Here is a 25,384-nt window from a genome sequence, read left to right as displayed (position 1 = left end):
AAGTATTGCTTTGTTTAAGGCTTTGGTTGAAGAGGGAGTAATAAGGCGAATAGGAAGAAACCTATCGCCTTATGAGTAGCTAACGTATTGAAATCTGAGTTTAGTGTAGAAAAGCCAAAAACCGTTGAAACCAAGTCACCTCTCCATAGGAGATCAGATCGAAAATAGTAAAGAATACGGCACAGATAACGGCCAACTTAATCAAACGCTGAACAATAAACATAAACATCACAATTACCAATAATTTGCTTTAGTTTACTATCTCACACAGCGTTTATATATAAAAAAGTAGTCTCCTAATTAGCCTCGGCAACTTATTCATTAGAACCTATACTCAAGCATCTCTAAGTTATTTGGATATACTTGAATTAGGATTTCAAAAAGTCCCTGTGACCACACAAGGAGGACTGCATGAAACGACTATGGATATGGTTCTTACCTTTACTCTTGATGGCCAGTCAAGCACTGGCGAATACCGTTTGGATTGTTCCTGTCAAAGGCGCTATAGGGCCTGCTACTAGCGACTATTTATCTCGTGAAATAGAAGAAGCTCAACTAAACGGTGTCAGTTTAGTGATCTTAGAGATGGACACACCAGGCGGCTTAGATAGCGCAATGCGAGATATTATTCACGCCATTACCACCTCCTCGACTCCCATTGCAACTTGGGTCGGCCCATCTGGTTCTAGAGCTGCCAGTGCAGGAACATACATCTTGCTCGCTAGTCACGTAGCCGCCATGGCTGAAGCGACAAACCTCGGAGCTGCAACGCCCGTCGCGTTAGGTGGTGCGCCTCAACCTCCTTCATCGGATGATGGCAAAGATCAAAACGCGGAAGAAACGCCAGAAGGAACCAACGAAAGCTCAGAGAAAGTTCCCGCTAAAACCGCAATGGAGAAAAAGGTAATTAACGATGCCAAAGCCTACATTAAAGGCTTAGCAAAACTTCATGGACGAAATGCAGAATGGGCAGAGAAAGCAGTAAGCGAGGCGGCGAGCTTGGATGCAACAGAAGCATTAGAATTAAACGTGATCGATTACATCGCCAATTCGCCAGAAGACTTAGTCAAAGCCATAGATGGGCAAACTGTTAAAGTAAACAATCGCACTGTGACATTGTCACTTGAAAATCCAACATGGGTTGAAAGAACGCCAGATTGGCGAGCAGAAATGTTAGCCGTTATAACCAATCCAAACGTTGCCTACATTCTAATGCTCATCGGCATCTACGGTTTACTTCTTGAATTTTACAACCCAGGAATTGGCTTACCCGGTGTGCTAGGTGGGATTTGTCTGCTTCTTGCCATGTACGCACTACAAATGATGCCCGTCAACTACGCAGGTCTTGGTCTGCTGTTACTCGGTATTGCACTAATGATAGCGGAAGCATTCAGCCCGAGCTTTGGTATTTTGGGCTTAGGCGGCGTTGTCGCCTTTGTACTCGGTTCGATATTTCTCATGGACAGTGAGTTACCAGGATTCCAGATCGCCCTTCCTTTGATTTTTGGTATTGCCATATTTTCCGTGGCTCTAATCGTGCTGACCGTCGGCCTGCTGCTCAAAATTCGTCGCCGGCGTGTAACGACGGGTTTAGAGACTTACCCTGGGAAGGTCGCCGTGGTAAGCGATGACTTTATCGATGGCGAAGGACGCGTTCAACTCAACGGTGCGTTATGGCGAGCTAAAGCCAAAGACCATCAACAATTCAAACAAGGTGATCACGTCACCATTGTTAATGTTAAAGGGCTGACCTTAACTGTGATGCCTGATGACCGCCAAAATAAATAGGAGGCGCTTTATGATGCTCTATACCGTTGCGGTGATCGTGGTGCTGCTGTTCGCACTAGCGACCCAAATGTTCAAGGTTTTGAGAGAATACGAACGTGGGGTTGTGTTCTTTCTTGGTCGATTTCAAGAAGTCAAAGGACCTGGTTTGATCATCCTTATCCCATTTATTCAGCAAATGGTGAGGGTTGATTTACGTACTGTCGTTTTGGATGTGCCGACACAAGATTTAATTACCAAAGATAACGTTTCTGTGCGCGTCAACGCGGTCGTTTATTTTCGCGTAGTCGATCCTCAAATGGCGATTAACAATATTGAAAGCTACAGCGATGCTACCAGCCAGCTAGCACAAACCACGCTGCGCTCGGTATTGGGTCAGCATGAACTCGATGAATTGCTATCAGAGCGAGAACGCCTCAATAAGGATTTACAATCCATTCTCGATCAACAGACTGATGACTGGGGAATCAAGATTGCTACGGTTGAAGTCAAACATGTTGATTTAAATGACAGCATGGTCAGAGCCCTAGCCCGTCAGGCAGAAGCAGAACGTAACCGTAGGGCGAAGATCATTCACGCTACTGGCGAGTTAGAGGCTTCAAATAAATTAAAAGAAGCAGCGCAAATGCTCAACGAAGCACCGAATGCACTGCAATTACGTTACATGCAGACACTCACTGAAATCACTACAGACAAAACATCCACTATTATTTTTCCAATGCCGATCAATCTTGTCGAAGCTGTCAGTGATATCGCCGAAGCGGTGAAAAAGAATAAAGAGACACAAGATAAGTAAGATTCTGCCCCTAGGAAGTAACGACCACTCACGTTACTTCCTTATTTGGTACTCGCTTTAAGGATGTGCCTATCTTCTTTATCACATTCTTGTTTCATTACTTCTAAGCCCGTTTTAAAGCATGTTCGCCAAGCGGTTTCAACATCGGCATCATACCCGGAATCACACTGTCGAACCGTTTCTAACAAACTCTCAAGCCAAACATCAAAATCCTGCGGCTCTATACCAATATCTGCACTTGCATGCTTTTTCCCATACTTTTCCACCATTTTGTGCGCTTCGGTCGAGGTATCTGCCATCATAAAAAATACAATAGACCCTCTAAGCATTCTCACTTGTTGGTGCATGTCTATACCGTCAAACTTCTGTCTAAAGTTGGCACTTTTCGACCATAAATTTTTGTAGAACAAGTCGAAAAACTCCTGATCTGAAGTACAACGTTCATAGCTATCATTAAAAACTTCAATCACGTTCATGTTGCTTTCCCCTACGCCTCAATATGAGTTTAATTTAATATCAAATAAAAGCTTCCAAATAAGGACTTTTAAGTTTCAAATCGATCAACTCACATCGATTTTCAACAAAAAGTAAAAAGTGATTTAAATAAACACCCTCTTATCAATGAAAAAATATCCATTATCATGAACCCATATTCGAGGTACGCATGGTTGTCGATGCTAGTGCATCCTCATCTGTCATCACATAAAGAGGATATAAACGTGTCCCATCAAATCATTACCGATCTAAATAGCCGTTACACTGCAAAAAAATATGATGAAACCAAGCGCGTTTCTCAAGAAGACATGGCGATAATCAAAGAAGCACTGCGTTTGTCGGCGTCTTCTATCAACTCACAACCATGGAAATTCATCGTTATTGAAAGTGATGAAGCGAAGCAACGTTTCCACAATACGTTTGCAAATATGCATCAGTTTAACCAACCACACGCGAAAGCCGCATCACATACGATTCTGTTTGCTTACGATCCTAAATTTACTAAAGAGAAATTTGCGAAGCGTGTGGATGCAGAAGTAACATCTGGCCACTTGCCAGCGGAGATGTACAACAACTTTATGGGTGCTTACGCTTTTGCCGATGCAAATACGGACGAAAATGGCTTCAACGGAAACTGGACAAAAGCACAAGTCTATTTGGCACTAGGCAACCTACTACACACATTGGCACGACTAGGCATTGATTCAACACCGATGGAAGGTGTCGATCCGGCTCTGATTGGAGAAGAGTTTAAAGAAGAGCTCGAGGGCCATATTTGTGAAGTTGCGCTGGCGATTGGCTACCATAAAGATGGGGAAGATTATAATCATGGTCTTCCAAAAGCACGCCTTGCAATGGATGACGTAATTACGACTCTATAGTCGACCATTGTCTTAGCTTAGCGACTTAACTCATTGTTTAAACTAAAAAGAGCCGCATTAATGTGCGGCTCTTTTTTACTTGGTTCTGCGTCAACTTTACGCAACTTGCTCTGACTTAAAATTACCAAGCAATGCATCGTAAAGCTCATTGTCGCTTAACACACCAACCAACTTATTATCTTCAACCATAAGCAGAGGCTGATTGCTACGCTGTTTAAGTTCAATCGCTTCTCGCATACTGATTTCTGGACTAACCTGAACCAGAGAGTTTTCATTAACTTCGTCAAGGTTCGAAGAGTCGCTCTTCCATTGAATCAACGATTTATCTTTATCCGCTAAACTTAACCCCTTGCTCTCTTGTATCACCCAAATATCTTTGTCAGGGCAAATTAGAACACGCGTATCTTCGCGAACCAAATCGTCACGCATTAAGGAACGTCCCTTCAGCACATTTAATGGATTAGTGTGAGCAACAAAGTCCGCCACATAATCGTTTTCTGGAGCAAGAATGATCTGTTCTGGCTTGCCATGTTGAATCAGCTTTCCTGATTCCATAATGGCGATGTTGTTACCGATTTTAAGTGCTTCATCCAAGTCGTGACTCACAAAAAGAATGGTTTTGTTTAGCTTTTCTTGAAGCAGAATCAATTCATCTTGAAGCTGAGCACGAATCAATGGATCAAGTGCTGAAAACGGTTCATCCATTAACAAGATATCAGTGTCCATCGCAAACGCTCGCGCTAGGCCAACACGCTGCTGCATACCACCAGAAAGCTCGTGCGGGAATTTGGTTTCCCACTCAGATAAACCGACCATTTCGAGCTGTTCACGCGCCTTTTTACGACGCTCTGCTTTACCAATGCCTTGCATCTCTAGACCAAACGCTACATTGTCTAACACCGTTAACCATGGCATCAATGCAAACTTCTGAAACACCATGGACACGCGGTGCGTACGAAGGTGGCGCAGTTTCTGTTCGTCACAGTTAGAGAGCTCAACCATGTCGTCGCCGTCTTTAATTTTCAGAGAGCCACGAGAAATATCGTTCAACCCGTTAACCGTTCGCAGCAAACTTGATTTACCCGAGCCCGAAAGCCCCATCAAGACACAGATCTCACCCTGTTTCACGTTCAGCGAAACATTATCAACCCCAACCACTTGGCCAGTTTCATCAATGATTTCTTGTCGAGACTTCCCTTGATCTAGTAGTGCTAGCGCCTGTGCTTGTTGCTGACCAAAAACGACATCAAGATTTTTAATAGTAATAGCGTCCATGATTATGCCTCCTTCTGGTTTGGTGCTTTACACAAGCGATCAAGAATGATGGCAACGAGTACAATCGCTAAACCAGCTTCAAAACCTTGTGAAATGTTTACCGTATTCAGTGCACGTACGACTGGCTTACCAAGCCCATCAGCACCAACAAGCGCCGCAATGACCACCATAGAAAGAGACAACATAATGCACTGCGTAACGCCAGCCATAATACTTGGCAATGCCGCAGGTAACTCCACCTTAAACAGTAGCTTCATGCGGCTGGCACCAAATGCTTTACCCGCTTCAAGTAGCTCCTCCGGCACTTTAATAATGCCGAGGTACGTCAATCGAATTGGCGCAGCGATAGCGAAAATGATGGTCGAGATTAGACCTGGGACAATACCCAATCCAAACAGAACCAAGGTTGGAATTAGGTAAACGAATGTCGGGACGGTCTGCATTAAATCGAGTATTGGCCGCAACAAGGTGTATAACCAAGGACGGTGCGCCGCCATAATGCCCAACGGCACGCCAATTAATACGGAAATCGTTGTCGCTGCAAACACAAGGACAAAGGTTTCCAGCATTTCTTGCCAGTAACCAAGGTTGAGAATTGCGAGTAAGGCCAACACGATAAATACGACAAGAGGAATGCTGCGATGTAAGAACCAAGCAATTGCCGCCGTCATAATGATTGGCGCTGCAGGTGGCATCCATTTAAAAATGTCCACCACGAAAAGAATGATCGTTTCAAGTGTAATAGAGATTGCATCGAAAAAACCCGATGCATTGATGGTTAACCAATCGACGCCAGTTTCCATCCATTGGCCCAACGGTAGTTTGTTGTCCGTAATAAAATTCAAAATAAAACCTTTGTGTTAATGAAGCGGGCAAAACTGCCCACTTTCTTTTAAAAAAACGAGCTCAAATACTGCTTATTAAGCGTTTGTTTTTAAGTAGTTTGTAATAGCTGTTAGCGCATCTTGGCCATCCACCGTTTTCACGCCCTCTAGCCACGCTTCAATTTGCTCTTGGTTTGCATTCAACCATGCTTGCGCTGCTTTTGATGGCTTCTGTTTCTGGTTAAGAATCGCTTCCATCAGTTCATTTTCCATTTCTAGGTTAAACTCTAGATTTTTCACTAGCTGACCTACATTTGGACACTCAGCGAGGTAATTTTTACGTACGTTTGTGTAGACGTTCGCGCCGCCGTAGTTAGAACCGAAGAAGTCATCGCCACCCGCTAGATATTCCATTTCAACGTTACTATTCATTGGGTGCGGCGCCCAACCTAGGTACACAATCCATTGATTGCGGCGTGCGGCACGTGATACTTGAGACACCATGCCAGCTTCACTGGACTCAACTAGGCTGAAATCTTTTAGGCCGAATGCGTTGCTATCAATCATTGACTGAATTAAGCGGTTGCCATCGTTTCCTGGTTCAATGCCGTAAATGCGGTCTTTAAATTTGTCGGCATGTTTTACTAGGTCAGCGAAGTTGGTCACGCCTGCGTCATAAACGTATTTTGGAACCGCTAGCGTGTATTTTGCGCCAACGAGGTTCGCGCGTACGGTTTCAACGGTACCTGCATCACGGTATTTCGCGATATCACCTTCCATCGTTGGCATCCAGTTACCTAAGAAAATGTCGATATCGCCATTAGCCATAGAGGAGTAAGTTACAGGCACAGACAGAAGATCAGTCTTCGTTTTGTACCCCAACCCTTTAAGTAACTCTGATGTAACGGCAGTGGTCGCAGTGATGTCAGTCCAACCTACATCTGCGAAACGAACCGTTTCACATTGGTTGGCGTAAGCGCCTGTTGCTAAAGTACTTAGTGCAATTGTTGAGAAGATTTTTGTCATCTTAGACATGTTGAATTCCTTGTAATGATTACTGATTTTTTCATTTTATGAGATCGAATCGAGATCTCTTTTTGGCGGATGCATTCGTTGCATCTCTTGCCAGTCCGGTGCAATCCAAACTGGTACGTTGTTCGACGTTTCTAGGGCGTTATCCAAAATCATATCCGCGGCGCGTTCTGCCACCATAATCGTTGGCGCATTTAAATTACCGTTCGGAATGGTTGGGAAAATAGAAGAGTCCACCACACGCAAGCCTTGAATACCGCGTACTTGGCATCGCTCATTTAAGACGGCTAATGGGTCGTTATCTGCGCCCATTTTGCAGGTACAAGATGGATGGTAAGCACTCTCGACGTTTTGCTTCACCCATTCATCAATCTGTTCATCCGTTGTGATGTTCAGACCGGGTTGGATCTCATCCCCACGAAACTCATCCATGGCTGGCTGATTGAGGATCTCGCGAGTAAGGCGAATACAATCACGCCAATCCTGCTTATCTTGTTCAGTGGAAATGTAGTTAAACTCAATCTTCGGCTTATCATTCGGATTCGCAGAGACAACTTCGACCGACCCGCGACTTTCTGGCTTGTTAGGTCCAACGTGCACTTGGAAACCATGACCATCAAAAGCAGCTTGCCCGTCATAACGCATTGCCGCTGGCAAGAAGTGATATTGAATATTTGGCCACTTTAGCCCTTCTCGAGAGCGGATAAATGCACACGATTCAAAGTGGTTAGTAGCACCAAGGCCTTTGCGAGTTAATATCCACTCAGTGCCAATCAAGCCCTTGCTCACCAAACCTAATTTACTGTTGAGCGTGATAGGTTGCTTACAGTGATATTGGAAGTACACTTCTAAGTGATCTTGCAGGTTTTTACCTACCCCTTCCAACGAGTGTTTCACCTCAATGCCCGCTTTTTCCAATACTGCCTTAGGGCCAATGCCTGAAAGCTGCAACAGCTGAACGGAGCCAACCGAACCCGCACTCGAAATCACTTCATTATTCGCAAAACATTGCTGAATTGAACCTGACTTTTCAAATTCAACGCCTACCGCTTTCTTTCCTTCTGCACCCGTTTCTTCTAATAAAACTCGATGAACCGTCACCCTCTTCATTAGGGTGAAGTTTTTGCGTTTTTTAGCACGGCTTAAGTATGCATTAGAGGTTGAAGCGCGTACGCCTTTGTCGACGGTCATATGCATTGGACCAAAGCCCTCTTGCTGATAACCGTTGTAATCTTTTGTTTCTGGGTAGCCCGCTTCTTTGCCTGCATCAATAAAAGCTTGGTACAGCGGGTTGAGCTTCATATCGTTGCCGTTACATGTGCCGACTGGACCGTGATCGCCCCGATATTCATCAGCACCACCAATCCAAGACTCTGCTTTACGGAAATAAGGCAAACACGACTGATAGTTCCAGCCTTTCGCGCCTTCCTCTTCCCACTGGTCGAAGTCACAAGCGTGTCCGCGAACGTAAACCATGCCGTTGATAGATGAGCTACCGCCCAGAACTTTTCCGCGAGGGCAATGAAGTTGGCGACCATCCAACCCTTGCTCTTCAACCGTCTCAAACTGCCACGCGTATTTTTCAGTGTTCATCGGGTAAGAAAGCGCCGTTGGCATTTGGATAAAAATACTTTTATCCGACCCACCCGCTTCGAGTAATAGGACCGAATTTTGACCACTTTCACTTAAGCGATCCGCTAACACACAGCCGGCCGAACCCGCACCGACGATGATGTAATCGTAGTGTTGTTGCATTTTTATTCTCCTAGGAGTTAATACTCATCACCGTAGATAAGTGAACGAAATTAGCGTAGGAAAAATGCTTGAGAACAAGGCGGAAATTTTGATAAGTAGTTAACCTACAATCAAAATTGACAACGTAGTTATCGAGCATTTTAACAAGCTAAAGTGGTCAGTTATCTACTATGAGTAGTATCATTTGTAAGGGCTTTCGAAGTCGCTTAGCTGAACCAGAACACTCTTCGTTTGTGTGTAATGTTTAAGGGTTTCGACTCCGTTTTCACGGCCAACACCTGATTGCTTATAGCCGCCAACTGGCATTTCCGCAGGTGAGTCACCCCATGTGTTCACCCAACAAATACCCGCTTGAATTTGATGGATCACACGGTGCGCACGAGATAGGTTTTGAGTAAATACACCTGCCGCTAAGCCATAATCGGTGCCATTTGCACGCGCAATCACTTCCGACTCATCGCGGAATTTCAGAACTGACATTACCGGGCCAAAGATTTCTTGTTGAACGTGGTTCATGTCATCATCGCAATCGACAAATACGGTTGGAGCAACAAAGTTACCATTAGCTAGGCCATTGTCTGTTACTTTGTAGCCGCCAGTGAGTAACGTCGCGCCACTCGCTTTCGCGGCTTCAATCGCTCCTAGAACTTTCGATTCATGATCTTTAGAGATTAGCGCGCCAATTTGCGTGTTCTCATCAAGCGGATCGCCGACGACTAACAACTCGGTTCGGGCTTTAAGCTGTGCGATAAAGTCGTCATAAATACCTTCATGGACAAATACACGTGTACCGTGCGTACAAACTTCACCTTGGGTGTAGAAGTTCGCCACCATGGCCGCAGAAACGGCATCGTTTAACTTCGCATCATCAAAAATAATCAGTGGAGACTTACCACCAAGCTCCATCGTTACTTGTTTTAGTGTCTTAGCGCTGTCACTCATGACGACTTTACCGGTGCCTGACTCACCCGTGAATGACACTTTTGCGATATCAGGATGCGCCGTTAGCATCTGTCCTACTCGGTAATCCCCTTGCACGACATTAAATACGCCATCTGGCATGCCCGCTTCTGAATAAATTTCGGCGAGCTTAAGCGCCGTTAATGGTGTTTCTTCTGATGGCTTGAAGATCATTGCGTTGCCCGCAGCCAGTGCTGGCGCCGATTTCCACATCGCAATTTGAATTGGATAATTCCAAGCGCCAATACCCGCGCAAATGCCCAATGGCTCACGACGTGTATAGAAAAACTGATCGTCGCTGAGTGGCTGCTGTTCACCTTGTAGACTTGGAGCAAGGCCAGCGTAGTACTCAAGAACATCGGCACCTGTTGTGACATCAACCGCGATAGCTTCTTGAATGGGCTTACCAGTATCTGCCACTTCCAATGCAGCCAGCTCGTCATTACGCTCACGTAAAATGGCAACGGCTTTGTGTAAAATACGGCTGCGCTCAATCGCAGTCATCGCCGACCATGCAGCAAAACCTTTTTTTGCCGATTCAATCGCTGCTTGAAGATCGTCTTGGTTCGCTTGTTTAATGTTGGCCAATGGCTCACCATTCGCCGGATTGTAAGTGGTGAAGTGTTCATCTGAACACCCGTCGTACATCGCACCATTGATATAGTGTGCTTTCATTTCCATTTTGAAGACCTGTAACTTTTATATTTTTTCAGAATAAAACGTAAGTTGTTTTTCGAGATAATCGTTGATGATGATTCTCGCTCTTTCTGCATCAATGCCTTGCGGGTTGAGCGTTCCGCGCAGCCAAATTCCATCAATAAGTGATGCAATACCATGAGCAACCAATTCAGCCTGCTCTGCATTTAATAATGCTTTGAGTTCTTTTCTTAGGTGGGACAATAGACGTCGTTCGTTGACACGCTGTAAACGCTTGAGCTGCTCGTCATGCATTGAGTACGACCAAAACGCCAGCCAAGTCTTAGCAACTTGGTTTTCTGCCTGATAGCCGACAAAGTTACCGTCAATGATTGCATTAATTCTTTGGTGATGAGCATCACTTGGCAGCTCACGTAACTTCTGTGTGATAGTGGACGAAAGCTGACGCAAGATTTCTCGCATCGTTTCCTCCAGCAATCCGTGCTTACCACCGAAATAGTGGTTGATAATCCCCGTTGATACACCGGCTTCTTTGCTGATTAACGAAATACTCGCCGCGTGTAAACCGACTCTATCAATCACTGACATTGTCGCTTTCACAAGCTGCGGTTTTCTGATTTCAGGCATCCCCACCTTTGGCATTTTGCGTCCCTGTTATTTTTAATTGAACGGTTAGTTAAATATAAAATGCCTGAAAATTAATTCGAACTCAAATTATTTTTAAAGAAAAATGTTAGTAAAAAAGGATGAAAAGTTGAGGGTGTACGAAAAACTGCTCAGCAAGAACTTGTCGGGATAACTAGATTTTAGTTTAAGAACAAACAAACAAGTAAAACAAAATCAAATACTTAACCATTTATCTATTTTTAAAACGATGATGAACGAGTTGATTTTTGAACAACAAAAATCTGTGCCACAAAAAATTTATATCGACCACTAATCATTTCACCTGTACACGGTTTATTTGTACAAAGAATAGACACACTAGTTTGTTATAGTTTTGTAGACACAAGTGGCATTCGCACTTTGAAGGTGAAGAAGGCAAAAAGAGAGGTTATATTGAACGCCATGAATATGCGATTCGATATCCTTAAGCCATTTTTAAGTAATATCGCCAAGTGACTTTAAGATGTTAGATTCAGCGTTTTATATTCGAAACAAGGATCTCAAAGTCACTTGGCTATCAAAGTAAATGGGAGGGATAAGTTCAGATTCATCGTGCGATGAGCCTGAACTTTTGATTTCTGTTACGCTAGCGAGCGACCTTTCACGCAGTTGCGTCCGTTCGCTTTCGCTTGATAAAGCAATTTATCGGCCTGATCGCAAAGTGATTTAAAACTCATCTCATTATCTTCAGTGGTAACGACTCCAAAACTACAGGTCACTCTCACTTCTTCTTTCTGTTCCGTAACAAAGCCATGTAGGGATAAAGCGCTACGTAAACGTTCTGCAGTAATAAGGGCGTTTTTATGGTCTGTATTGGGCATAACAACAACAAACTCTTCACCACCAAAGCGAGCAACAATGTCGTTCTCACGTACAGTTTCCTCCAACACTTTGGCAACGCCCGTTAGTACGGTATCTCCAAACACATGCCCATAGGTATCATTTACCTGCTTGAAATAATCCACATCGATTAACGCTAAAGTTACTGGCCCCGATTGTGGTTTATTTGGCACCATTTTCTGTTTATCGAGTTTGCTATCTACCCATTTATTTAAAGCTAGATAACCGTACTTAACTTGCTCGACTTGCTCAAAAACAAAGTGTTGTATCTTTTCTTGCTTAGATTGAGGTACCGGTTTCTCTTTTCGCTCACGCCTCACTTCTACTGGCTTAGTGAACCAGTCCTCTAAAAAACGGCGATTGAACAACCCTGTCAATGTGTCTGTCTTTGCGAGGCGACGCATTCTCAAACGCGAGCGATTGACGACGAGAAATACTACCGCCATCAAAAATAGAACACCGATGAGCGCAAGTAGCGCTTCACCCAATAAGTAAAAAGTACGACGGTTATTTTCTAGCTCCATACGCTGCAACACATTGTTCCAGTTGAGATCTTCGTTCTCATATTCAAGTCGTTCCAACTCAAACAACGTCTGCTGGCGCTCAAGATTTTCAACTTCTCTTTGATTGCTAAATTGGATAAATTTATCGTGATAGTTACCGTAAGTTTCGAATGCTAGTTTAAAGTCATTGCTTCCCGCATAGGCCATAGCGGCGACTTTTAGTAGCTCCATTTGCTGTTGCTTGACGTATCGACTCTCTATAATCTCCGGCAGCATTGGCGCGATCATCGCTAAAAGTATTTCAAATTGCTGCTGCTCTAACATATATTCGGCTTGTAACAACTTAAATGTTGCCAAATACGCGCTAGACGTTTCTCTGTACTGTAAATTCTCCGCCAGCTTCAAGTGGTTAACCATCTTCTTTTCTTGATTCGTCTCGCGATATAAAGCTGCAAGTTCAAGGTTAACTCGAAATCTAAAGCGTCCATCACCGATAATTTGAGCCAGCTTTAACGCTCGCTGATATGACGCTATCGCCTCTTCGTATTGGAACTGTGCTTTATGAAGTTTCGCTATCGTCAAAACGCTCAACAACTCATTGAACGACATACGCCTATCCCTAAAATAGCGATATGCTTGTTCCAAAAGCGCCTCAGATCGGTCGTAACCCTGAATTTTGACAAGTACGTCACCTAGCTCTAGTGCTGCACGTTCGACCAGCCCGTGAACACCTGAAGATTCAGCCGCATCCATGGACGACATAAGTGCAGCATAGGATTTTTTAAACTCACCTTGCTCATCGTAATAGCGTCCTTTTAGCAACAGGATTTCTGATTCAAGTTGCTTATCACCATTCTCACGCGATGTTTCCAACAAGCTATCCAACGCAGAAAGCGCGGTATCGATATCGCTCTTTCCAACCATAGTTCGCATCTGAATCAACTTAAACAGGAGATACTCATGGCTCTGTGGACGTACAAGCTCCAATCCTTTTTGAACGACACTCTGACTCTCTTCTACGCGCCCTAGCAGCTCTAAAACCGTGGCCTTGGCAAGCCAGTAACGCACCAACAGCGCTGTTGGTTGGTTTTGTAGTAAAGACTCTTCTTCTAACGCTTCAATCAAAGCTAAAGAACTCTGAGGTAATGCGTAAATTTGATTTTCGATGCCTTCTAACGACTGTAAAAACTTACCTTCCTGTTCCACCTTTTCTGTGGAGGCCTGAACAGAAAAACACAGACACCCCAATAATAGCGGCATCGTCCTAAGCGAATGAAATAGTGACATTATTGCTCTTCCCTAATGGGTAGTTACTTCAGTGTAATTGAGAATTCTGATTATTTATTATTAAGACAACTGAAGGTTATTCAGTCAGCCTCATATTCCCATGTATTTTGCGCTGAATAATAAATCACCATCTTTAGATGCCGAAATAGTTTTCGGTTACAATATGACCAATAAGAATGTTTTTTACACACCAAGAATGACGATCTCGTTAGTGAGACAAAAGATCGTCTTAGTTGTGAGTTGATACATTTACATGACAAGCAATATAGAACTAACCATTCACATTAGAAATAGAATCAATTTTTATACCGTTCGATGAGATAGCAGTCGACCATGCATCCAATACATTTTTCAGATAGAAGCAATAAAAGAAAGGAGAAAATGGAAGGAAGCGGACAATCAAACTCGCTCCCCTTTTTTATGTTGCAGAAGGGGTTACATTCGCATTCCGCCATCGACTTCGAACACTCTTCCGGTCACGAATTCGTTGGTTAACACGTATTTTATGGTCGATGAAATTTCATCCGCCAAACCTAAACGTCCAACCGGAATCATTCCGATTAAACGTTCCATCGCTTCAGGTTTTATTTGGTCTGTCATGGCAGTTTTGATGACACCCGGAGCAATCGCCACTGAGCGAATTCCGAAACGCCCTAACTCTTTCGCCCACACCGTTGCCATGGTGGCTACCGCCGCTTTAGATGCTGAATAGTTGGTTTGACCAATATTCCCGGCACGCGCAACGCTGGATATGTTGATCAGAACCCCTTTGCTATCGGTGTTCAGCATTACCTTGCTCGCTTCACGGCCACACAGGAAAGTGCCTGTTACATTCACATCTAGAACAGACTGAAATTGTTCCAGCGACATCGTGTTAACCTGACCATCTTTGACTTTAATGAACATACCATCACGCATAATACCTGCGTTATTGATAACGCCATTGAGCTGCTTGAAATCTGCCTCAATTTGCTCAAAAGCAGTGCACACCTGTTGTTCGTCAGTCACGTTCGTCACATAAAAACGAGCGGTAACGCCGAGAGATTCACATTCCGCTTTCGTTTCAGCCAGTTGCTCTGAATTGAGGTCGATAAGCGCAAGATGAACGCCATTTTCCGCCAGTGACAGTGCCATTTGTTTACCCAGCCCCTGCCCTGCCCCCGTGATCGCAATGACCTTATTTGCTAACTCCATAAGCGCTCCTTAGGCCTGATTTTGCTTTTGGTAGAACTCAAACAAGCTTGAGAAATCTTTTTGCCCGTTGCCCTGACCGTTGTGAAAATTAAACAGGTTACGAGCCAAGCTGCCCATTGGCGTTGATGTTTGACTGGCAACCGCCGCTTCCATCGCAAGACCCAGATCTTTAGCCATTAACTGGCTCATAAAGCCGCCTTGATAACCATTGCTTGCAGGCGTATTTTCCATCACACCTGGACAAGGGTTATAAAGCTCTAGCGCCCAGTTACGCCCTGAACTTTGCAACATGATGTCGGAAAGCACTTTGGGATCGAGTCCGTTTTCCATCCCTAAATTGAGTGCTTCACAGGTGCCGCTCATCAAAATGCCCAACATCATGTTATTGCAGATCTTCGCGACCTGACCAGCTCCAACATCGCCCGCATGGAAGATGTTTTTACCCATGTGGCTAAGCACCGCTTTGGCTTGAACAAAGTTCTCTTGTGAGCCGCCAACAATGAAAGTTAACGTACCTGCTGCTGCGCCCGCAACGCCACCAGATACTGGTGCATCAACAAAACTGATACCAAGTTGCGATGCTTTTTCGCCAACCAAACGAGCAGTCGCCGGATCGATGGTGGATGAATCAATCAGCAAGGTGCCTGATTCGACGCTATCTAAGATGCCATCTTGACCAAGATAAACGCTTTGAACGTGTTGGCTCGCTGGCAGCATAGTGACAACCACCTCCACACCTTGTACTGCCTGCTGAACGGAATCGGCACTTGAAGCGCCCAATGCGGTCAACTCCTCAACTGCGCTTGGGTTCAAATCAAATACTTCGACATTCAAGCCCGCTTTGAGTAGATTCTTAGCCATAGGCGCACCCATGTTACCAAGGCCAATAAATGCAATTTTGTCCATATCGTATTTCTTCCTTGTACTAAAGTGCCGCTATAGCTACCGACGATGCGGTCAGTGGGTATTCTGCTGAGTCAATTGGCGAGAAGAAGCGCTCCAAAACTTGTGGCGTTACGTCAGAAACCGTGCGATGTTGCCAAGTCGGTTGATTGGTTTTATCAATAATCAGCGCACGAACCCCTTCTCTAAAATCACCTTCTAAGCCACAACGTAGTGTTAGGTTAAATTCCATATCAAAACACGCTTTCAAAGAGAGGTTTTGATACTGCGTTAACTGCTGATAAGTGATACTGAGCGACAACGGACTGCCATAGTTCAGTGCGTTTTGCGCATTGACGAACCACTTGTTATCAACGTTAGCACGGCTGATTGCATCAACAATTGACGCTAAGTCACCCGAACATAACTGCTCAATCAATTCCGCATAGGGCATCAACATCCCTTCGGTTGGCTCGTCCACGTGTACCGAACGCAGCGTAGTGGCGATTTTTTCGTTGATGTTCGCTTCACCTTTCCAACTTACCGATGCAAGCAGATCCAGCAGCACTTGCTTGTTTTCTGGCTGTGCAATCCATTGGCTTAACCCCAACGCTTTCATATCTGTTGCGTTAATTTGGCAAGCCGTCAAACTTAAGAACAGTGCCAAATGTTTTGGCAACTGGTTCAGGAAGTACGTCGCGCCTACATCTGGGTAAAGGCCAATTTTAATCTCTGGCATTGCAAAGCGTGTGGTGGTTTCTGCTACGCGATGGCTGGCACCCATAAACAGGCCAACTCCCCCGCCCATCAAATAACCATGTCCCCACGCGATGATCGGTTTTGGATAAGTATGAATAAGGTGGTCACAGCGATATTCGAGGTCAAAGAAGGTTTCCATCGCTGAAAACGCAGAATCAAAATCTTGCTCTTTGTTTTCAAGTGCGCGATAGATCGCTTGAATATCTCCGCCAGCACAAAACGCTTTTTCACCTTGAGCATGCAAGAATACCGCGACGACGCTGTCGTCCGTTTGCCATTCATTAAGCTGTTTGTACAACTTCTCAATCATCACGTAACTCAACGCGTTGAGAGCAGCTGGATTATCAAGCTCTAGCACACCAATAACAGAGCCATCAGCGCACTCAAGTTTTGAAACATTTACTGTACCTGTCATTTGGCCTCCGCTAGCTGTTTGTCCATTGTGGCTTGCGCTTTTGCAAAAACGCATTCACACCCTCAGTCTGATCTTGTGTATTGAACAGCTGTAAAAACAGTTCACGCTCCAAAACCAATCCAGCTGCATGAGTTTGGCTGCGTCGACCTTGCATTAGCGTTTTGCACGCAGACACAGATTTCGGTGATTGACCTGCAACACGCTGTGCTAGCTCCATAGCCGCTTCGAGTGCTTGACCTTTCGCCACCACCTCTTCGACTAACCCAATTTTTTCCGCTCGCTCGGCCGTCACACGCTCGCCACACAGGATCATACGCTTCGCCCAACCTTCACCTACCAACGCGGTCAGGTTTTGCGTCCCGCCCGCACACGGCAACAAGCCTACCGATGCTTCAGGAAGTGCCATTTGTACTTGTTCTTCTGCGATGCGAATGTCACACGCCATCGCCACTTCCAAACCGCCGCCCATCGCGTAACCATTAATTGCTGCGATGGAAACCCCATCGAACGCAGACAGCGCTTCAAAGGCTTCACCAAATGCGAACGCCATATCTGCTGCTTGCGATTTATCGCCGGATGCAAAGTTGTTGAGATCCGCTCCAGCAGAAAAGAATTTCTCGCCTTCGCCTGTTAATACCAACGCATAAATGGAGCGATCATTACTGAGTTCAATCGCCAACTCTTTTAGCTGATTCAAAGATTCAAGCGTCCAGGTGTTTGCTGGCGGGTTACTAATCGTGAGCTTGGCAATGTGCGCTTCACGCTCTAGTTTGATTTGTGCCGTCATAATCTTTCAGTCCTTTTTAATTTCTTTAGGTAAGGCTGTGTCTCGCTGACTAAAGCAGCTCAACGCCTTCCGTTAGTAATCGTCTTGCGACGATCAGACGCATGATTTCGTTGGTACCTTCAAGGATTTGGTGAACACGAACGTCTCGGAAATGGCGCTCGACTGGATATTCTTTGATGTAGCCATAGCCACCGTGAATTTGCAGCGCCTGATCGCAGACTTTAAAGCCCACATCAGTAGCAAAGCGTTTTGCCATGGCACAGTACGCACTTTTTTCTGCGTGCTGGGCATCGAGTTTAGCGGCAGCGAGTCGCACCATTTGACGCGCAGCGACCAGCTCAGTCGCCATATCAGCAAGCTTGAACTGCAACGCTTGAAATTGCGCCAGTGAACGGCCGAACTGTTTGCGTTCGTTCATGTATTGCTTGGCTTCGTTCAGTGCTTGTTGCGCAGTACCGACGGAACAAGTAGCGATATTGATTCGACCACCATCAAGGCCAAGCATGGCGAACTTAAAGCCCTCTCCCTCTTCACCCAACAGATAGTCAGCCGGAATGCGGACATTTTCGAAGGTAATCATGCGAGTTGGCTGGCAGTTCCAACCCATTTTGGCTTCTTTTTTACCGTAGCTAATGCCTTCGCAATCAGCAGGAACAACGAATGCAGAAACGCCACCCGCTCCTTCACCACACGAACGCGCCATCACGACCAATACATCTGTATCACCCGCGCCAGAGATAAACACTTTTGCGCCATTGAGGACAAACTCATCGCCATCACGCACTGCGCTAGTCGTTAGAGAAGCGGCGTCAGAGCCGGCATTAGGTTCGGTTAAACAGTAGGAAGCGAGCTTTTCACCCGAAATTAGATCCGCGCTAAATTGCTGCGCCACTTCGGCTTTGGCAAAGCTAGTGATCATCCACGTCGCCATGTTGTGAATGGTCATAAACGCAGTAGTCGCGGTACAACCCATAGCCAACTGCTCGAAAATGATCGCCGCATCCAAACGAGATAACCCTAAGCCACCATGCTCTGGCGGCGTATAGATGCTCAGAAAACCAAGTTCACCTGCTTGACGCAGTACGTCTTTAGGGAAATGATGGTTTTCATCCCACTCGGCCGCATGAGGCGCTAACATTTGTTCTGCAAACTGCTTTGCTACTTCGGCAAACGCGAGTTGATCTTCGTTTAATTCAAAATCCATCTTGAAGTCCTAAGGTCTAATTCGTTGCATTTGTATCCGAGCCAAGCCCACTTAAACGGTGGCGCTTGGCTAGAGGTGTCGCTAATCCAGTAATTAGCTAAGTTGAATGGTCATGTTTGGACCGCTTGGAATGTCATCTTCAAACCAACGCGCGGTGACAGTTTTCGTCTCGGTGTAGAAGCGAACCGCTTGTTTACCGTAAGCATGCAGGTCGCCGTAGAAGCTGCCTTTCCACCCAGTAAACGAGAAGAACGGCAATGGCACCGGAATCGGTACGTTGATGCCTACGTTACCTACTTCGATATTGTGTTGATACTTTCTCGCGGCAGCGCCGTTCGCCGTGAAAATAGACGTACCATTACCAAAGCGGTTTGCATTGATCAGTTCAATCGCTTCATCTAGGTCATCCACTTCCATAGTTAACAGTACAGGCCCGAAAATTTCTTCCTGATAAATCGACATGTCTGTGGTCACGTTGGTAAACAGTGTTGGCCCCACCCAGTTACCGTTCGGGAAGCCAGGTACTTGGCAATCTGTCCCGTCCAGAACACAATTCGCGCCTGACGCTTTGCCTTCATTAATCAGATTCACCACTCGCTGCTTCGCTTGAGGGCTAATCAGTGGACCATAACCGGCGGTTTCATCATCCCACGCGCCAGGCTGAACCTGAGCTAACGCCTCTTTAAGCTCTGGGATCCATTCTTTGGTTTCGCCGACAAATACGGCAACCGAAATCGCCATACAGCGCTGGCCTGCAGCACCAACTGACGCGCCAACTAGGTTATTGATGACTTGCTGTTTGTTTGCATCCGGCATGATGACCATGTGGTTCTTAGCACCTGCAAATGACTGCACGCGTTTCAGGTTGTCTGTACCTGTTTTGTAGATGTACTCACCAACGGGCACAGAGCCAACAAAAGAGATCGCACGAACAACTGGATCAGTCAGAATGCGGTCGACTTGCTCTTTGGTCCCGTGAACAACTTGCAATACGCCTTTTGGTGCGCCAGCTTGTTCAAACAGCTCCGCCAGTTTCATTGCCGTTAGTGGCACTTGCTCTGACGGCTTCAAAATAAAGGTGTTGCCACAAGCGATCGCCATCGGGAACATCCACAATGGGATCATCGCAGGGAAGTTAAACGGTGTGATGCCAGCACAAACACCGAGCGGTTGAATGTAAGAGTAACCATCAATATTGGTTGCGACATTCTCAACCGTTTCGCCCATCATTGAGCTACAAATGTTCGCCGCTTGTTCTACGACTTCAATCCCACGCCAAATGTCACCCTTTGCATCCGCGAGGGTTTTGCCTGTCTCACTTGAAAGCAGTATCGCCAACTCATCGTGTTGCTCTTTTAGCAAATGTTGGTAACGCAACATCAATCTAGCACGCTCCGGCGCTGCAACTTCTTTCCAGCGTTTGAACGTTTCTGTTGCGCTGGCAATCGCCGCATTCATTTCCGATTCCGTGGCACAAGGTACTTGTGCAATCACTTCGTTGGTTGCCGGGTTGGTTACATCTAGCCATTGTTTTGAATCGGAGATGGCAAATTCACCACCGATATACTGCTTTACTTGTTCTGTCATGATGACATCCTTGTATTTTTCAGCTTGTTACTGACTACTGTTATGTAAGTGAAACTTTGTTGAGAGTGATTTAGCAGATTTCAATCGCGATAGCGGTAGCTTCGCCGCCGCCAATACAAAGCGATGCAACGCCACGCTTACCACCAGTTTGTTTTAGCGCATGAATCAAAGTGACAAGGATTCGATTGCCACTTGCGCCTATTGGATGCCCCAGCGCACAAGCCCCTCCGCGAGGGTTCACTTTGCTCTCGTCCAGTTCGAGAGCTTTCACCGCGTATTGAGTCACGACAGCAAAAGCTTCATTGATTTCCCAAAGGTCCACGTCTGATTTGTCCCAGCCCGTTTTTTCCAGCAGCGATTCAATCGCGAAGACTGGTGCGATGGTGAACTCATCAGGCTGTCTTGCATGCGTGCTGTACGCGACAATTTTGGCTAGAGGCTGAAGGTTTTCCTGACGACCAAACTCACTATCGACTAAGATCATTGCCGACGCACCATCCGAAATGGAACTAGAGTTTGCTGCGGTTACGCCGCCATCTTTGGCAAACGCAGGGCGTAAGGTAGGAATTTTAGTGACGTCGAGTTTGCTCGGTTGCTCATCGTCTACCACCAAGGTTTCGTCGCGTCGACTTTTTACGTTAACAGGCACGATCTCTTCTTTGAACAAACCTTGCTCAATCGCTTGCTGCGCACGAGTAACCGACTGCTGCGCCCATGCATCCATACTTTCACGGCTGAATTGGTACTTTTGCGCGGTTTGTTCGGCAAAGACACCCATCAATTCGCCTTGGTAAGCATCCTGCAAACCGTCATAAAACATGTGATCAAGCACTTGCTCGTGACCTAAACGGAAACCATCACGCGCTTTCTTTAATAGATAAGGAGAAGACGACATGTTTTCCATACCACCAGCGATAACCGCATGCGCATTACCAGATTGAATAAGATCATGGGCCAGCATCACGGTTTTCATACCCGAGCCACAGACTTTGTTCAGTGTCGTACAACCAATCGATTGTGGCATTTCTGCTTTAAGACTTGCTTGTCTTGCTGGCGCTTGCCCCACGCCGGCGGGTAAAACGCATCCCATCAACACTTCGTCTATTTTTTGCACATCGAGTTGGCTTTCGGCTAGTGCCCCTTGGATGGCTTTCGCACCTAGTTCCGTGACATCGGTTGAAGCTAATGCACCTTGAAAAGAGCCGATAGGCGTTCGCTTGGCGGCAACAATCCATGTTTCATTTTTCATTCCATTAACCTTTTGTTGACGTTTACGTCATAACTATACTAACATTTACGTTAACGTCAAGTTTGAGGTTGTTGTTTGTTCGAGTGATTCTTTTATTTCGAGTAAATGCGAGTGATATCAAGGCTCAAGAGTGGATGTTGTTTGTTTACTTTAACGTTAACGAATTGTATATTCGTATGAATGTTATACGAAAGTCGTAAGGTTAAGGAATGAACACATTTAAGATCAGCGAGCTCGCGAAAGAGTTCGACATTACTACCCGAAGTATTCGCTTCTACGAAGATTTAGGTCTCCTAACTCCAGAACGTAAAGGCAACACTCGAATCTACAATGGTCGTGATCGAATTCGACTCAAACTGATTTTGCGAGGTAAGCGATTGGGCTTTTCTCTTGCAGATATCAAAGAGTTATTTGAACTCTACGATACCGATCAAAGTACTGAGCAGTTGAACTATATGATTCGGTTGATCGAAGAGAAGAAGGCAGCATTGCAGCAGCAAGCAAACGACATTCAAGCGGTAATGATGGAGTTAAATGCGGCACAGTTGCGATGCCAAAACACACTGAGATCCATGAAAGGCGAAAAAGTCACCTAACACCTCAACTCTGGGATGTAGGTGACGTAAAGGCAAGGACACGCAATGAAATCTACCTACTCTTCCCTGAACTTTGTTTATGACGAAAATACCGATTTGCTTCGCGAGCAAATCAATAGTTTTGCTGCAAGAGAAATTGCGCCGCTAGCGCAATCTATCGACCAATCTAACGACTTTCCAAACCATCTTTGGTCCAAACTGGGTGACATGGGTCTTTTAGGCGTGACCACCAGCGAAGAGTTTGGTGGTGCAGGCATGGGCTATCTCGCCCACGTTGTCGCTATGGAAGAGATCAGCCGAGCTTCCGCCTCGGTCGCATTAAGTTACGGCGCTCACTCCAATCTTTGTGTCAACCAAATCCACCGCAACGGCACACAAGCACAAAAAGAGAAATACCTACCAAAGCTCATCTCTGGCGAACATATTGGCGCACTAGCGATGAGTGAGCCTGGCGCAGGTTCCGATGTAGTATCTATGCAGCTTAAAGCCGAACGTAAAGGTGATATCTTCCTGCTAAATGGCAACAAAATGTGGATCACTAACGGTCCGGATGCACACACCTATGTTGTCTACGCCAAAACAGACCCAAACCAGCACTCCAAAGGCATCACGGCATTTATTGTAGAACGCGACTTTCCTGGATTCACTCAAGCACAAAAACTCGACAAGTTGGGTATGCGCGGCTCGAATACGTGTGAGTTGGTCTTCCAAAACTGCGAAGTCCCTGCGGAAAATATTCTCGGCGAAGAAAACCAAGGCGTGAAAGTATTGATGAGCGGTCTCGACTACGAACGCGTGGTGCTTGCGGGTGGCCCACTTGGCATCATGCAGGCGTGTATGGATATCGTTGTGCCTTACATTCACGACCGAAAACAGTTCGGTAAATCCATCGGTGAATTCCAGCTAGTTCAAGCAAAAATCGCGGATATGTACACACAAATGAATGCCGCTAAAGCGTATGTTTACGCCGTCGCTGCCGCTTGTGATCGCGGTGAAACCACACGTAAAGATTCTGCTGGCGCGATCCTCTACAGCGCAGAGCTGGCAACCAAGATGGCACTGGATGCGATTCAACTACTTGGCGGTAACGGCTACATCAACGAGTTTGATACGGGCCGTTTGTTGCGAGATGCCAAGCTGTATGAAATCGGTGCGGGCACGTCAGAAATTCGCCGCATGCTTATTGGTCGCGAATTGTTTAACGAAAGCGCCTAATCATCATACCTAGGCGGTTCGAACTCGAAACAACTTCCTTATTCAATCTAAATCTTATTCAACATAGATAAAGGCGGGTGGTGTCACCCGTCTACCGAATGGAGATCGGCTATTTATGGCTTGTTTGACGACCAATATTAATACCCATTCAGAGCAGTATCAGGAAAACTACCGCTCTATGGCGTCACTTGTAGATCAACTTTATACCGTGACTGCCCAAATAGAAGATGGTGGCGGTGAGAAAGCCCGCGAGCATCAGCAGAAGAAAGGCAAACTTCCGGTACGTGAGCGCATTCTTGCCCTACTCGACCCTGGTTCGTCCTTTCTAGAAATTGGTCAATTTGCTGGCTGGGATGTGTATCCAGATTACGTTCCATGTGCTGGAGTGGTTGCAGGTGTGGGTGTGATTGACGGCACTGAGTGCATGATCGTCGCGAACGACGTGACGGTAAAAGGCGGCAGTTACTACCCACTCACCGTGAAAAAGCACTTAAGAGCACAAGAAATTGCAGAAAAATGCCAACTGCCGTGTGTTTACTTAGTCGACTCTGGCGGCGCTAACCTACCCCGCCAAGATGAGGTATTCCCAGATAAAGACCATTTTGGCCGTATTTTCTACAACCAAGCCCGTATGTCGGCCAAAGGCATTCCACAAATTGCGGTGGTCATGGGGCTATGTACCGCTGGCGGCGCTTATGTTCCTGCCATGTGTGACGTATCCATCATAGTCAAAGAACAAGGCACGATTTTCTTGGCAGGTCCACCTCTTGTAAAAGCAGCGACTGGTGAAGAAGTCAGCGCGGAAGATCTTGGTGGCGCAGACGTTCACTGTCGCACTTCTGGCGTGGCCGATTATTATGCAGAAAACGATCACCACGCATTAGAACTGGCAAGACAAGCCGTATCTCAAATCAACCACTTAAAACCCGTTCAACTCAAGCAAAAAACGCCACAGGATCCACGTTTTCCTGCCCAAGAGCTGTACGGTATCGTCGGTACTGATCTTAAAAAGCCGTTTGATGTTAAAGAGGTCATTGCCCGAATTGTTGATGATTCCCAGTTCGATGAATTTAAAGCCTTGTTCGGCGAAACCTTGGTCTGTGGCTTTGCCCATATTCACGGTATGCCGATTGGCATTGTCGCTAACAACGGCATTCTATTTTCGGAATCAGCACAAAAAGGCGCGCATTTTATTGAGCTGTGCGCACAACGCAAAATTCCTCTGCTTTTCTTGCAGAATATAACGGGCTTTATGGTCGGTCAGAAGTACGAAGCCGAAGGCATCGCCAAACATGGTGCGAAAATGGTAACTGCTGTTGCGTGTGCAGACGTGCCGAAGTTTACCGTAGTGATTGGTGGATCGTATGGCGCAGGGAACTACGGCATGTGTGGCCGCGCTTATGATCCAACCATGATGTGGATGTGGCCAAACGCACGCATCTCCGTCATGGGTGGAGAGCAAGCGGCTGGCGTGATGGCGCAAGTGACCCGCGATATCAAAACTCGCAAAGGTGAAAGCTGGAGCGTAGAGGAAGAAGAAGCGTTCAAACGTCCAATTGCGGAGCAATATCAGACTCAAAGCCATGCATACTACGCCAGTGCTCGTTTGTGGGACGACGGCATTATTGACCCTGCGAAAACCCGTGATGTTGTCGGCATTGGTCTGTCTGCTGCGCTTAATGCGTCGATACCAGACAGCAAATTTGGCATCTTCCGTATGTAGTCGGATGCAAGGCAAAC

21 protein-coding genes are annotated in these 25,384 nt (G+C 45.9%); 6 read left to right on the top strand and 15 right to left on the bottom strand.

The annotated features are described in order from the left end of the window. Window positions 1–411 precede the first annotated feature (411 nt). Window positions 412–1,788, top strand: a complete 1,377-nt coding sequence (locus R7O03_RS16775) for an NfeD family protein (RefSeq protein WP_047101372.1) — start codon at window positions 412–414, stop codon at window positions 1,786–1,788. 10 nt (window positions 1,789–1,798) lie between these two features. Further along, the gene (locus R7O03_RS16770; RefSeq protein WP_005373196.1) at window positions 1,799–2,581 is read left to right on the top strand and encodes a slipin family protein; all 783 of its coding nucleotides are present in this window, start codon (window positions 1,799–1,801) and stop codon (window positions 2,579–2,581) included. 41 nt (window positions 2,582–2,622) lie between these two features. Here R7O03_RS16770 and R7O03_RS16765 read toward each other — a convergent pair whose 3' ends face one another. Beyond that, complete coding sequence (locus R7O03_RS16765) at window positions 2,623–3,057, bottom strand: globin (protein ID WP_149192078.1); 435 nt, start codon at window positions 3,055–3,057, stop codon at window positions 2,623–2,625. A gap of 243 nt (window positions 3,058–3,300) precedes the next feature. On the opposite strand from R7O03_RS16765, the gene R7O03_RS16760 reads away from it, so the two are divergent. Continuing rightward, on the top strand, window positions 3,301–3,957 hold the full coding sequence (locus R7O03_RS16760; RefSeq protein WP_064354707.1) for an NAD(P)H-dependent oxidoreductase: 657 nt from the start codon (window positions 3,301–3,303) through the stop codon (window positions 3,955–3,957). Window positions 3,958–4,053: 96 nt separating this feature from the next. On the opposite strand, the gene choV is transcribed toward R7O03_RS16760, so the two are convergent. From choV to R7O03_RS16690, 14 genes are all read right to left on the bottom strand, one after another. Continuing rightward, a complete protein-coding gene (gene choV / locus R7O03_RS16755) occupies window positions 4,054–5,232 on the bottom strand; it encodes a choline ABC transporter ATP-binding protein (protein ID WP_042523602.1) in 1,179 nt (392 codons plus the stop codon). A 2-nt stretch (window positions 5,233–5,234) separates the two neighbouring features. Further along, window positions 5,235–6,077, bottom strand: coding sequence for a choline ABC transporter permease subunit (choW, locus tag R7O03_RS16750; RefSeq protein ID WP_005392552.1), 843 nt, complete (start codon window positions 6,075–6,077; stop codon window positions 5,235–5,237). Window positions 6,078–6,152: 75 nt separating this feature from the next. Continuing rightward, a complete protein-coding gene (locus tag R7O03_RS16745; protein WP_318131890.1) occupies window positions 6,153–7,091 on the bottom strand; it encodes a choline ABC transporter substrate-binding protein in 939 nt (312 codons plus the stop codon). 36 nt (window positions 7,092–7,127) lie between these two features. Beyond that, window positions 7,128–8,843 (bottom strand): choline dehydrogenase, encoded by a 1,716-nt coding sequence (gene betA / locus R7O03_RS16740; protein WP_005373209.1) that lies wholly within the window; start codon window positions 8,841–8,843, stop codon window positions 7,128–7,130. Window positions 8,844–9,023: 180 nt separating this feature from the next. Beyond that, window positions 9,024–10,484, bottom strand: coding sequence for a betaine-aldehyde dehydrogenase (betB, locus tag R7O03_RS16735; RefSeq protein ID WP_237306928.1), 1,461 nt, complete (start codon window positions 10,482–10,484; stop codon window positions 9,024–9,026). Between the two features lie 18 nt (window positions 10,485–10,502). Beyond that, window positions 10,503–11,102: a transcriptional regulator BetI gene (betI, locus tag R7O03_RS16730; RefSeq protein ID WP_017820329.1), complete on the bottom strand. Its 600-nt coding sequence runs from the start codon at window positions 11,100–11,102 to the stop codon at window positions 10,503–10,505. A 605-nt stretch (window positions 11,103–11,707) separates the two neighbouring features. Beyond that, on the bottom strand, window positions 11,708–13,729 hold the full coding sequence (locus R7O03_RS16725; RefSeq protein WP_081008327.1) for a tetratricopeptide repeat-containing diguanylate cyclase: 2,022 nt from the start codon (window positions 13,727–13,729) through the stop codon (window positions 11,708–11,710). Window positions 13,730–14,191: 462 nt separating this feature from the next. Further along, the gene (locus tag R7O03_RS16720) at window positions 14,192–14,950 is read right to left on the bottom strand and encodes an SDR family oxidoreductase (RefSeq protein WP_033906450.1); all 759 of its coding nucleotides are present in this window, start codon (window positions 14,948–14,950) and stop codon (window positions 14,192–14,194) included. A gap of 9 nt (window positions 14,951–14,959) precedes the next feature. After that, complete coding sequence (gene mmsB / locus R7O03_RS16715; protein ID WP_053349198.1) at window positions 14,960–15,856, bottom strand: 3-hydroxyisobutyrate dehydrogenase; 897 nt, start codon at window positions 15,854–15,856, stop codon at window positions 14,960–14,962. A gap of 19 nt (window positions 15,857–15,875) precedes the next feature. Next, complete coding sequence (locus tag R7O03_RS16710) at window positions 15,876–17,006, bottom strand: enoyl-CoA hydratase/isomerase family protein (RefSeq protein WP_318131889.1); 1,131 nt, start codon at window positions 17,004–17,006, stop codon at window positions 15,876–15,878. A gap of 10 nt (window positions 17,007–17,016) precedes the next feature. Continuing rightward, window positions 17,017–17,793, bottom strand: a complete 777-nt coding sequence (locus R7O03_RS16705; protein ID WP_318131888.1) for an enoyl-CoA hydratase — start codon at window positions 17,791–17,793, stop codon at window positions 17,017–17,019. Between the two features lie 49 nt (window positions 17,794–17,842). Continuing rightward, window positions 17,843–18,997 carry an acyl-CoA dehydrogenase family protein gene (locus R7O03_RS16700; RefSeq protein ID WP_318131887.1) on the bottom strand — a complete coding sequence of 385 codons (1,155 nt, stop codon included), beginning with the start codon at window positions 18,995–18,997 and terminating at the stop codon, window positions 17,843–17,845. A gap of 93 nt (window positions 18,998–19,090) precedes the next feature. Next, window positions 19,091–20,584, bottom strand: coding sequence for a CoA-acylating methylmalonate-semialdehyde dehydrogenase (locus R7O03_RS16695; protein WP_005382664.1), 1,494 nt, complete (start codon window positions 20,582–20,584; stop codon window positions 19,091–19,093). A gap of 70 nt (window positions 20,585–20,654) precedes the next feature. Beyond that, on the bottom strand, window positions 20,655–21,833 hold the full coding sequence (locus tag R7O03_RS16690) for a thiolase family protein (protein WP_318131886.1): 1,179 nt from the start codon (window positions 21,831–21,833) through the stop codon (window positions 20,655–20,657). 209 nt (window positions 21,834–22,042) lie between these two features. Here R7O03_RS16690 and R7O03_RS16685 point away from each other — a divergent pair, with 209 nt between their 5' ends. From R7O03_RS16685 to R7O03_RS16675, 3 genes are all read left to right on the top strand, one after another. After that, on the top strand, window positions 22,043–22,429 hold the full coding sequence (locus R7O03_RS16685; RefSeq protein ID WP_005373242.1) for a MerR family transcriptional regulator: 387 nt from the start codon (window positions 22,043–22,045) through the stop codon (window positions 22,427–22,429). Window positions 22,430–22,474: 45 nt separating this feature from the next. Further along, window positions 22,475–23,644 carry an isovaleryl-CoA dehydrogenase gene (locus tag R7O03_RS16680; protein ID WP_140204323.1) on the top strand — a complete coding sequence of 390 codons (1,170 nt, stop codon included), beginning with the start codon at window positions 22,475–22,477 and terminating at the stop codon, window positions 23,642–23,644. Between the two features lie 115 nt (window positions 23,645–23,759). Further along, window positions 23,760–25,367 (top strand): carboxyl transferase domain-containing protein, encoded by a 1,608-nt coding sequence (locus R7O03_RS16675; protein WP_017820338.1) that lies wholly within the window; start codon window positions 23,760–23,762, stop codon window positions 25,365–25,367. Window positions 25,368–25,384: the final 17 nt, after the last annotated feature.

The organism is Vibrio sp. Vb2960, from assembly GCF_033337665.1.
Classification (GTDB): domain Bacteria; phylum Pseudomonadota; class Gammaproteobacteria; order Enterobacterales; family Vibrionaceae; genus Vibrio; species Vibrio alginolyticus.
Note: the sequence above shows the minus strand (reverse complement) of the source record. Positions and strands in the feature narration are given on the sequence as shown.

Coding starts and splice junctions, on each gene's coding strand:
- mmsB (WP_053349198.1), bottom strand. CDS start 15,856: ATGGACAAAATTGCATTTATTGGCCTTGGTAACATGGGTGCGCCTATG.
- R7O03_RS16700 (WP_318131887.1), bottom strand. CDS start 18,997: ATGGATTTTGAATTAAACGAAGATCAACTCGCGTTTGCCGAAGTAGCA.
- R7O03_RS16770 (WP_005373196.1), top strand. CDS start 1,799: ATGATGCTCTATACCGTTGCGGTGATCGTGGTGCTGCTGTTCGCACTA.
- R7O03_RS16710 (WP_318131889.1), bottom strand. CDS start 17,006: ATGACAGGTACAGTAAATGTTTCAAAACTTGAGTGCGCTGATGGCTCT.
- R7O03_RS16705 (WP_318131888.1), bottom strand. CDS start 17,793: ATGACGGCACAAATCAAACTAGAGCGTGAAGCGCACATTGCCAAGCTC.
- R7O03_RS16745 (WP_318131890.1), bottom strand. CDS start 7,091: ATGTCTAAGATGACAAAAATCTTCTCAACAATTGCACTAAGTACTTTA.
- betA (WP_005373209.1), bottom strand. CDS start 8,843: ATGCAACAACACTACGATTACATCATCGTCGGTGCGGGTTCGGCCGGC.
- R7O03_RS16690 (WP_318131886.1), bottom strand. CDS start 21,833: ATGAAAAATGAAACATGGATTGTTGCCGCCAAGCGAACGCCTATCGGC.
- R7O03_RS16685 (WP_005373242.1), top strand. CDS start 22,043: ATGAACACATTTAAGATCAGCGAGCTCGCGAAAGAGTTCGACATTACT.
- R7O03_RS16775 (WP_047101372.1), top strand. CDS start 412: ATGAAACGACTATGGATATGGTTCTTACCTTTACTCTTGATGGCCAGT.
- betB (WP_237306928.1), bottom strand. CDS start 10,484: ATGGAAATGAAAGCACACTATATCAATGGTGCGATGTACGACGGGTGT.
- R7O03_RS16765 (WP_149192078.1), bottom strand. CDS start 3,057: ATGAACGTGATTGAAGTTTTTAATGATAGCTATGAACGTTGTACTTCA.
- R7O03_RS16725 (WP_081008327.1), bottom strand. CDS start 13,729: ATGCCGCTATTATTGGGGTGTCTGTGTTTTTCTGTTCAGGCCTCCACA.
- R7O03_RS16695 (WP_005382664.1), bottom strand. CDS start 20,584: ATGACAGAACAAGTAAAGCAGTATATCGGTGGTGAATTTGCCATCTCC.
- betI (WP_017820329.1), bottom strand. CDS start 11,102: ATGCCAAAGGTGGGGATGCCTGAAATCAGAAAACCGCAGCTTGTGAAA.
- R7O03_RS16720 (WP_033906450.1), bottom strand. CDS start 14,950: ATGGAGTTAGCAAATAAGGTCATTGCGATCACGGGGGCAGGGCAGGGG.
- R7O03_RS16680 (WP_140204323.1), top strand. CDS start 22,475: ATGAAATCTACCTACTCTTCCCTGAACTTTGTTTATGACGAAAATACC.
- R7O03_RS16675 (WP_017820338.1), top strand. CDS start 23,760: ATGGCTTGTTTGACGACCAATATTAATACCCATTCAGAGCAGTATCAG.
- choV (WP_042523602.1), bottom strand. CDS start 5,232: ATGGACGCTATTACTATTAAAAATCTTGATGTCGTTTTTGGTCAGCAA.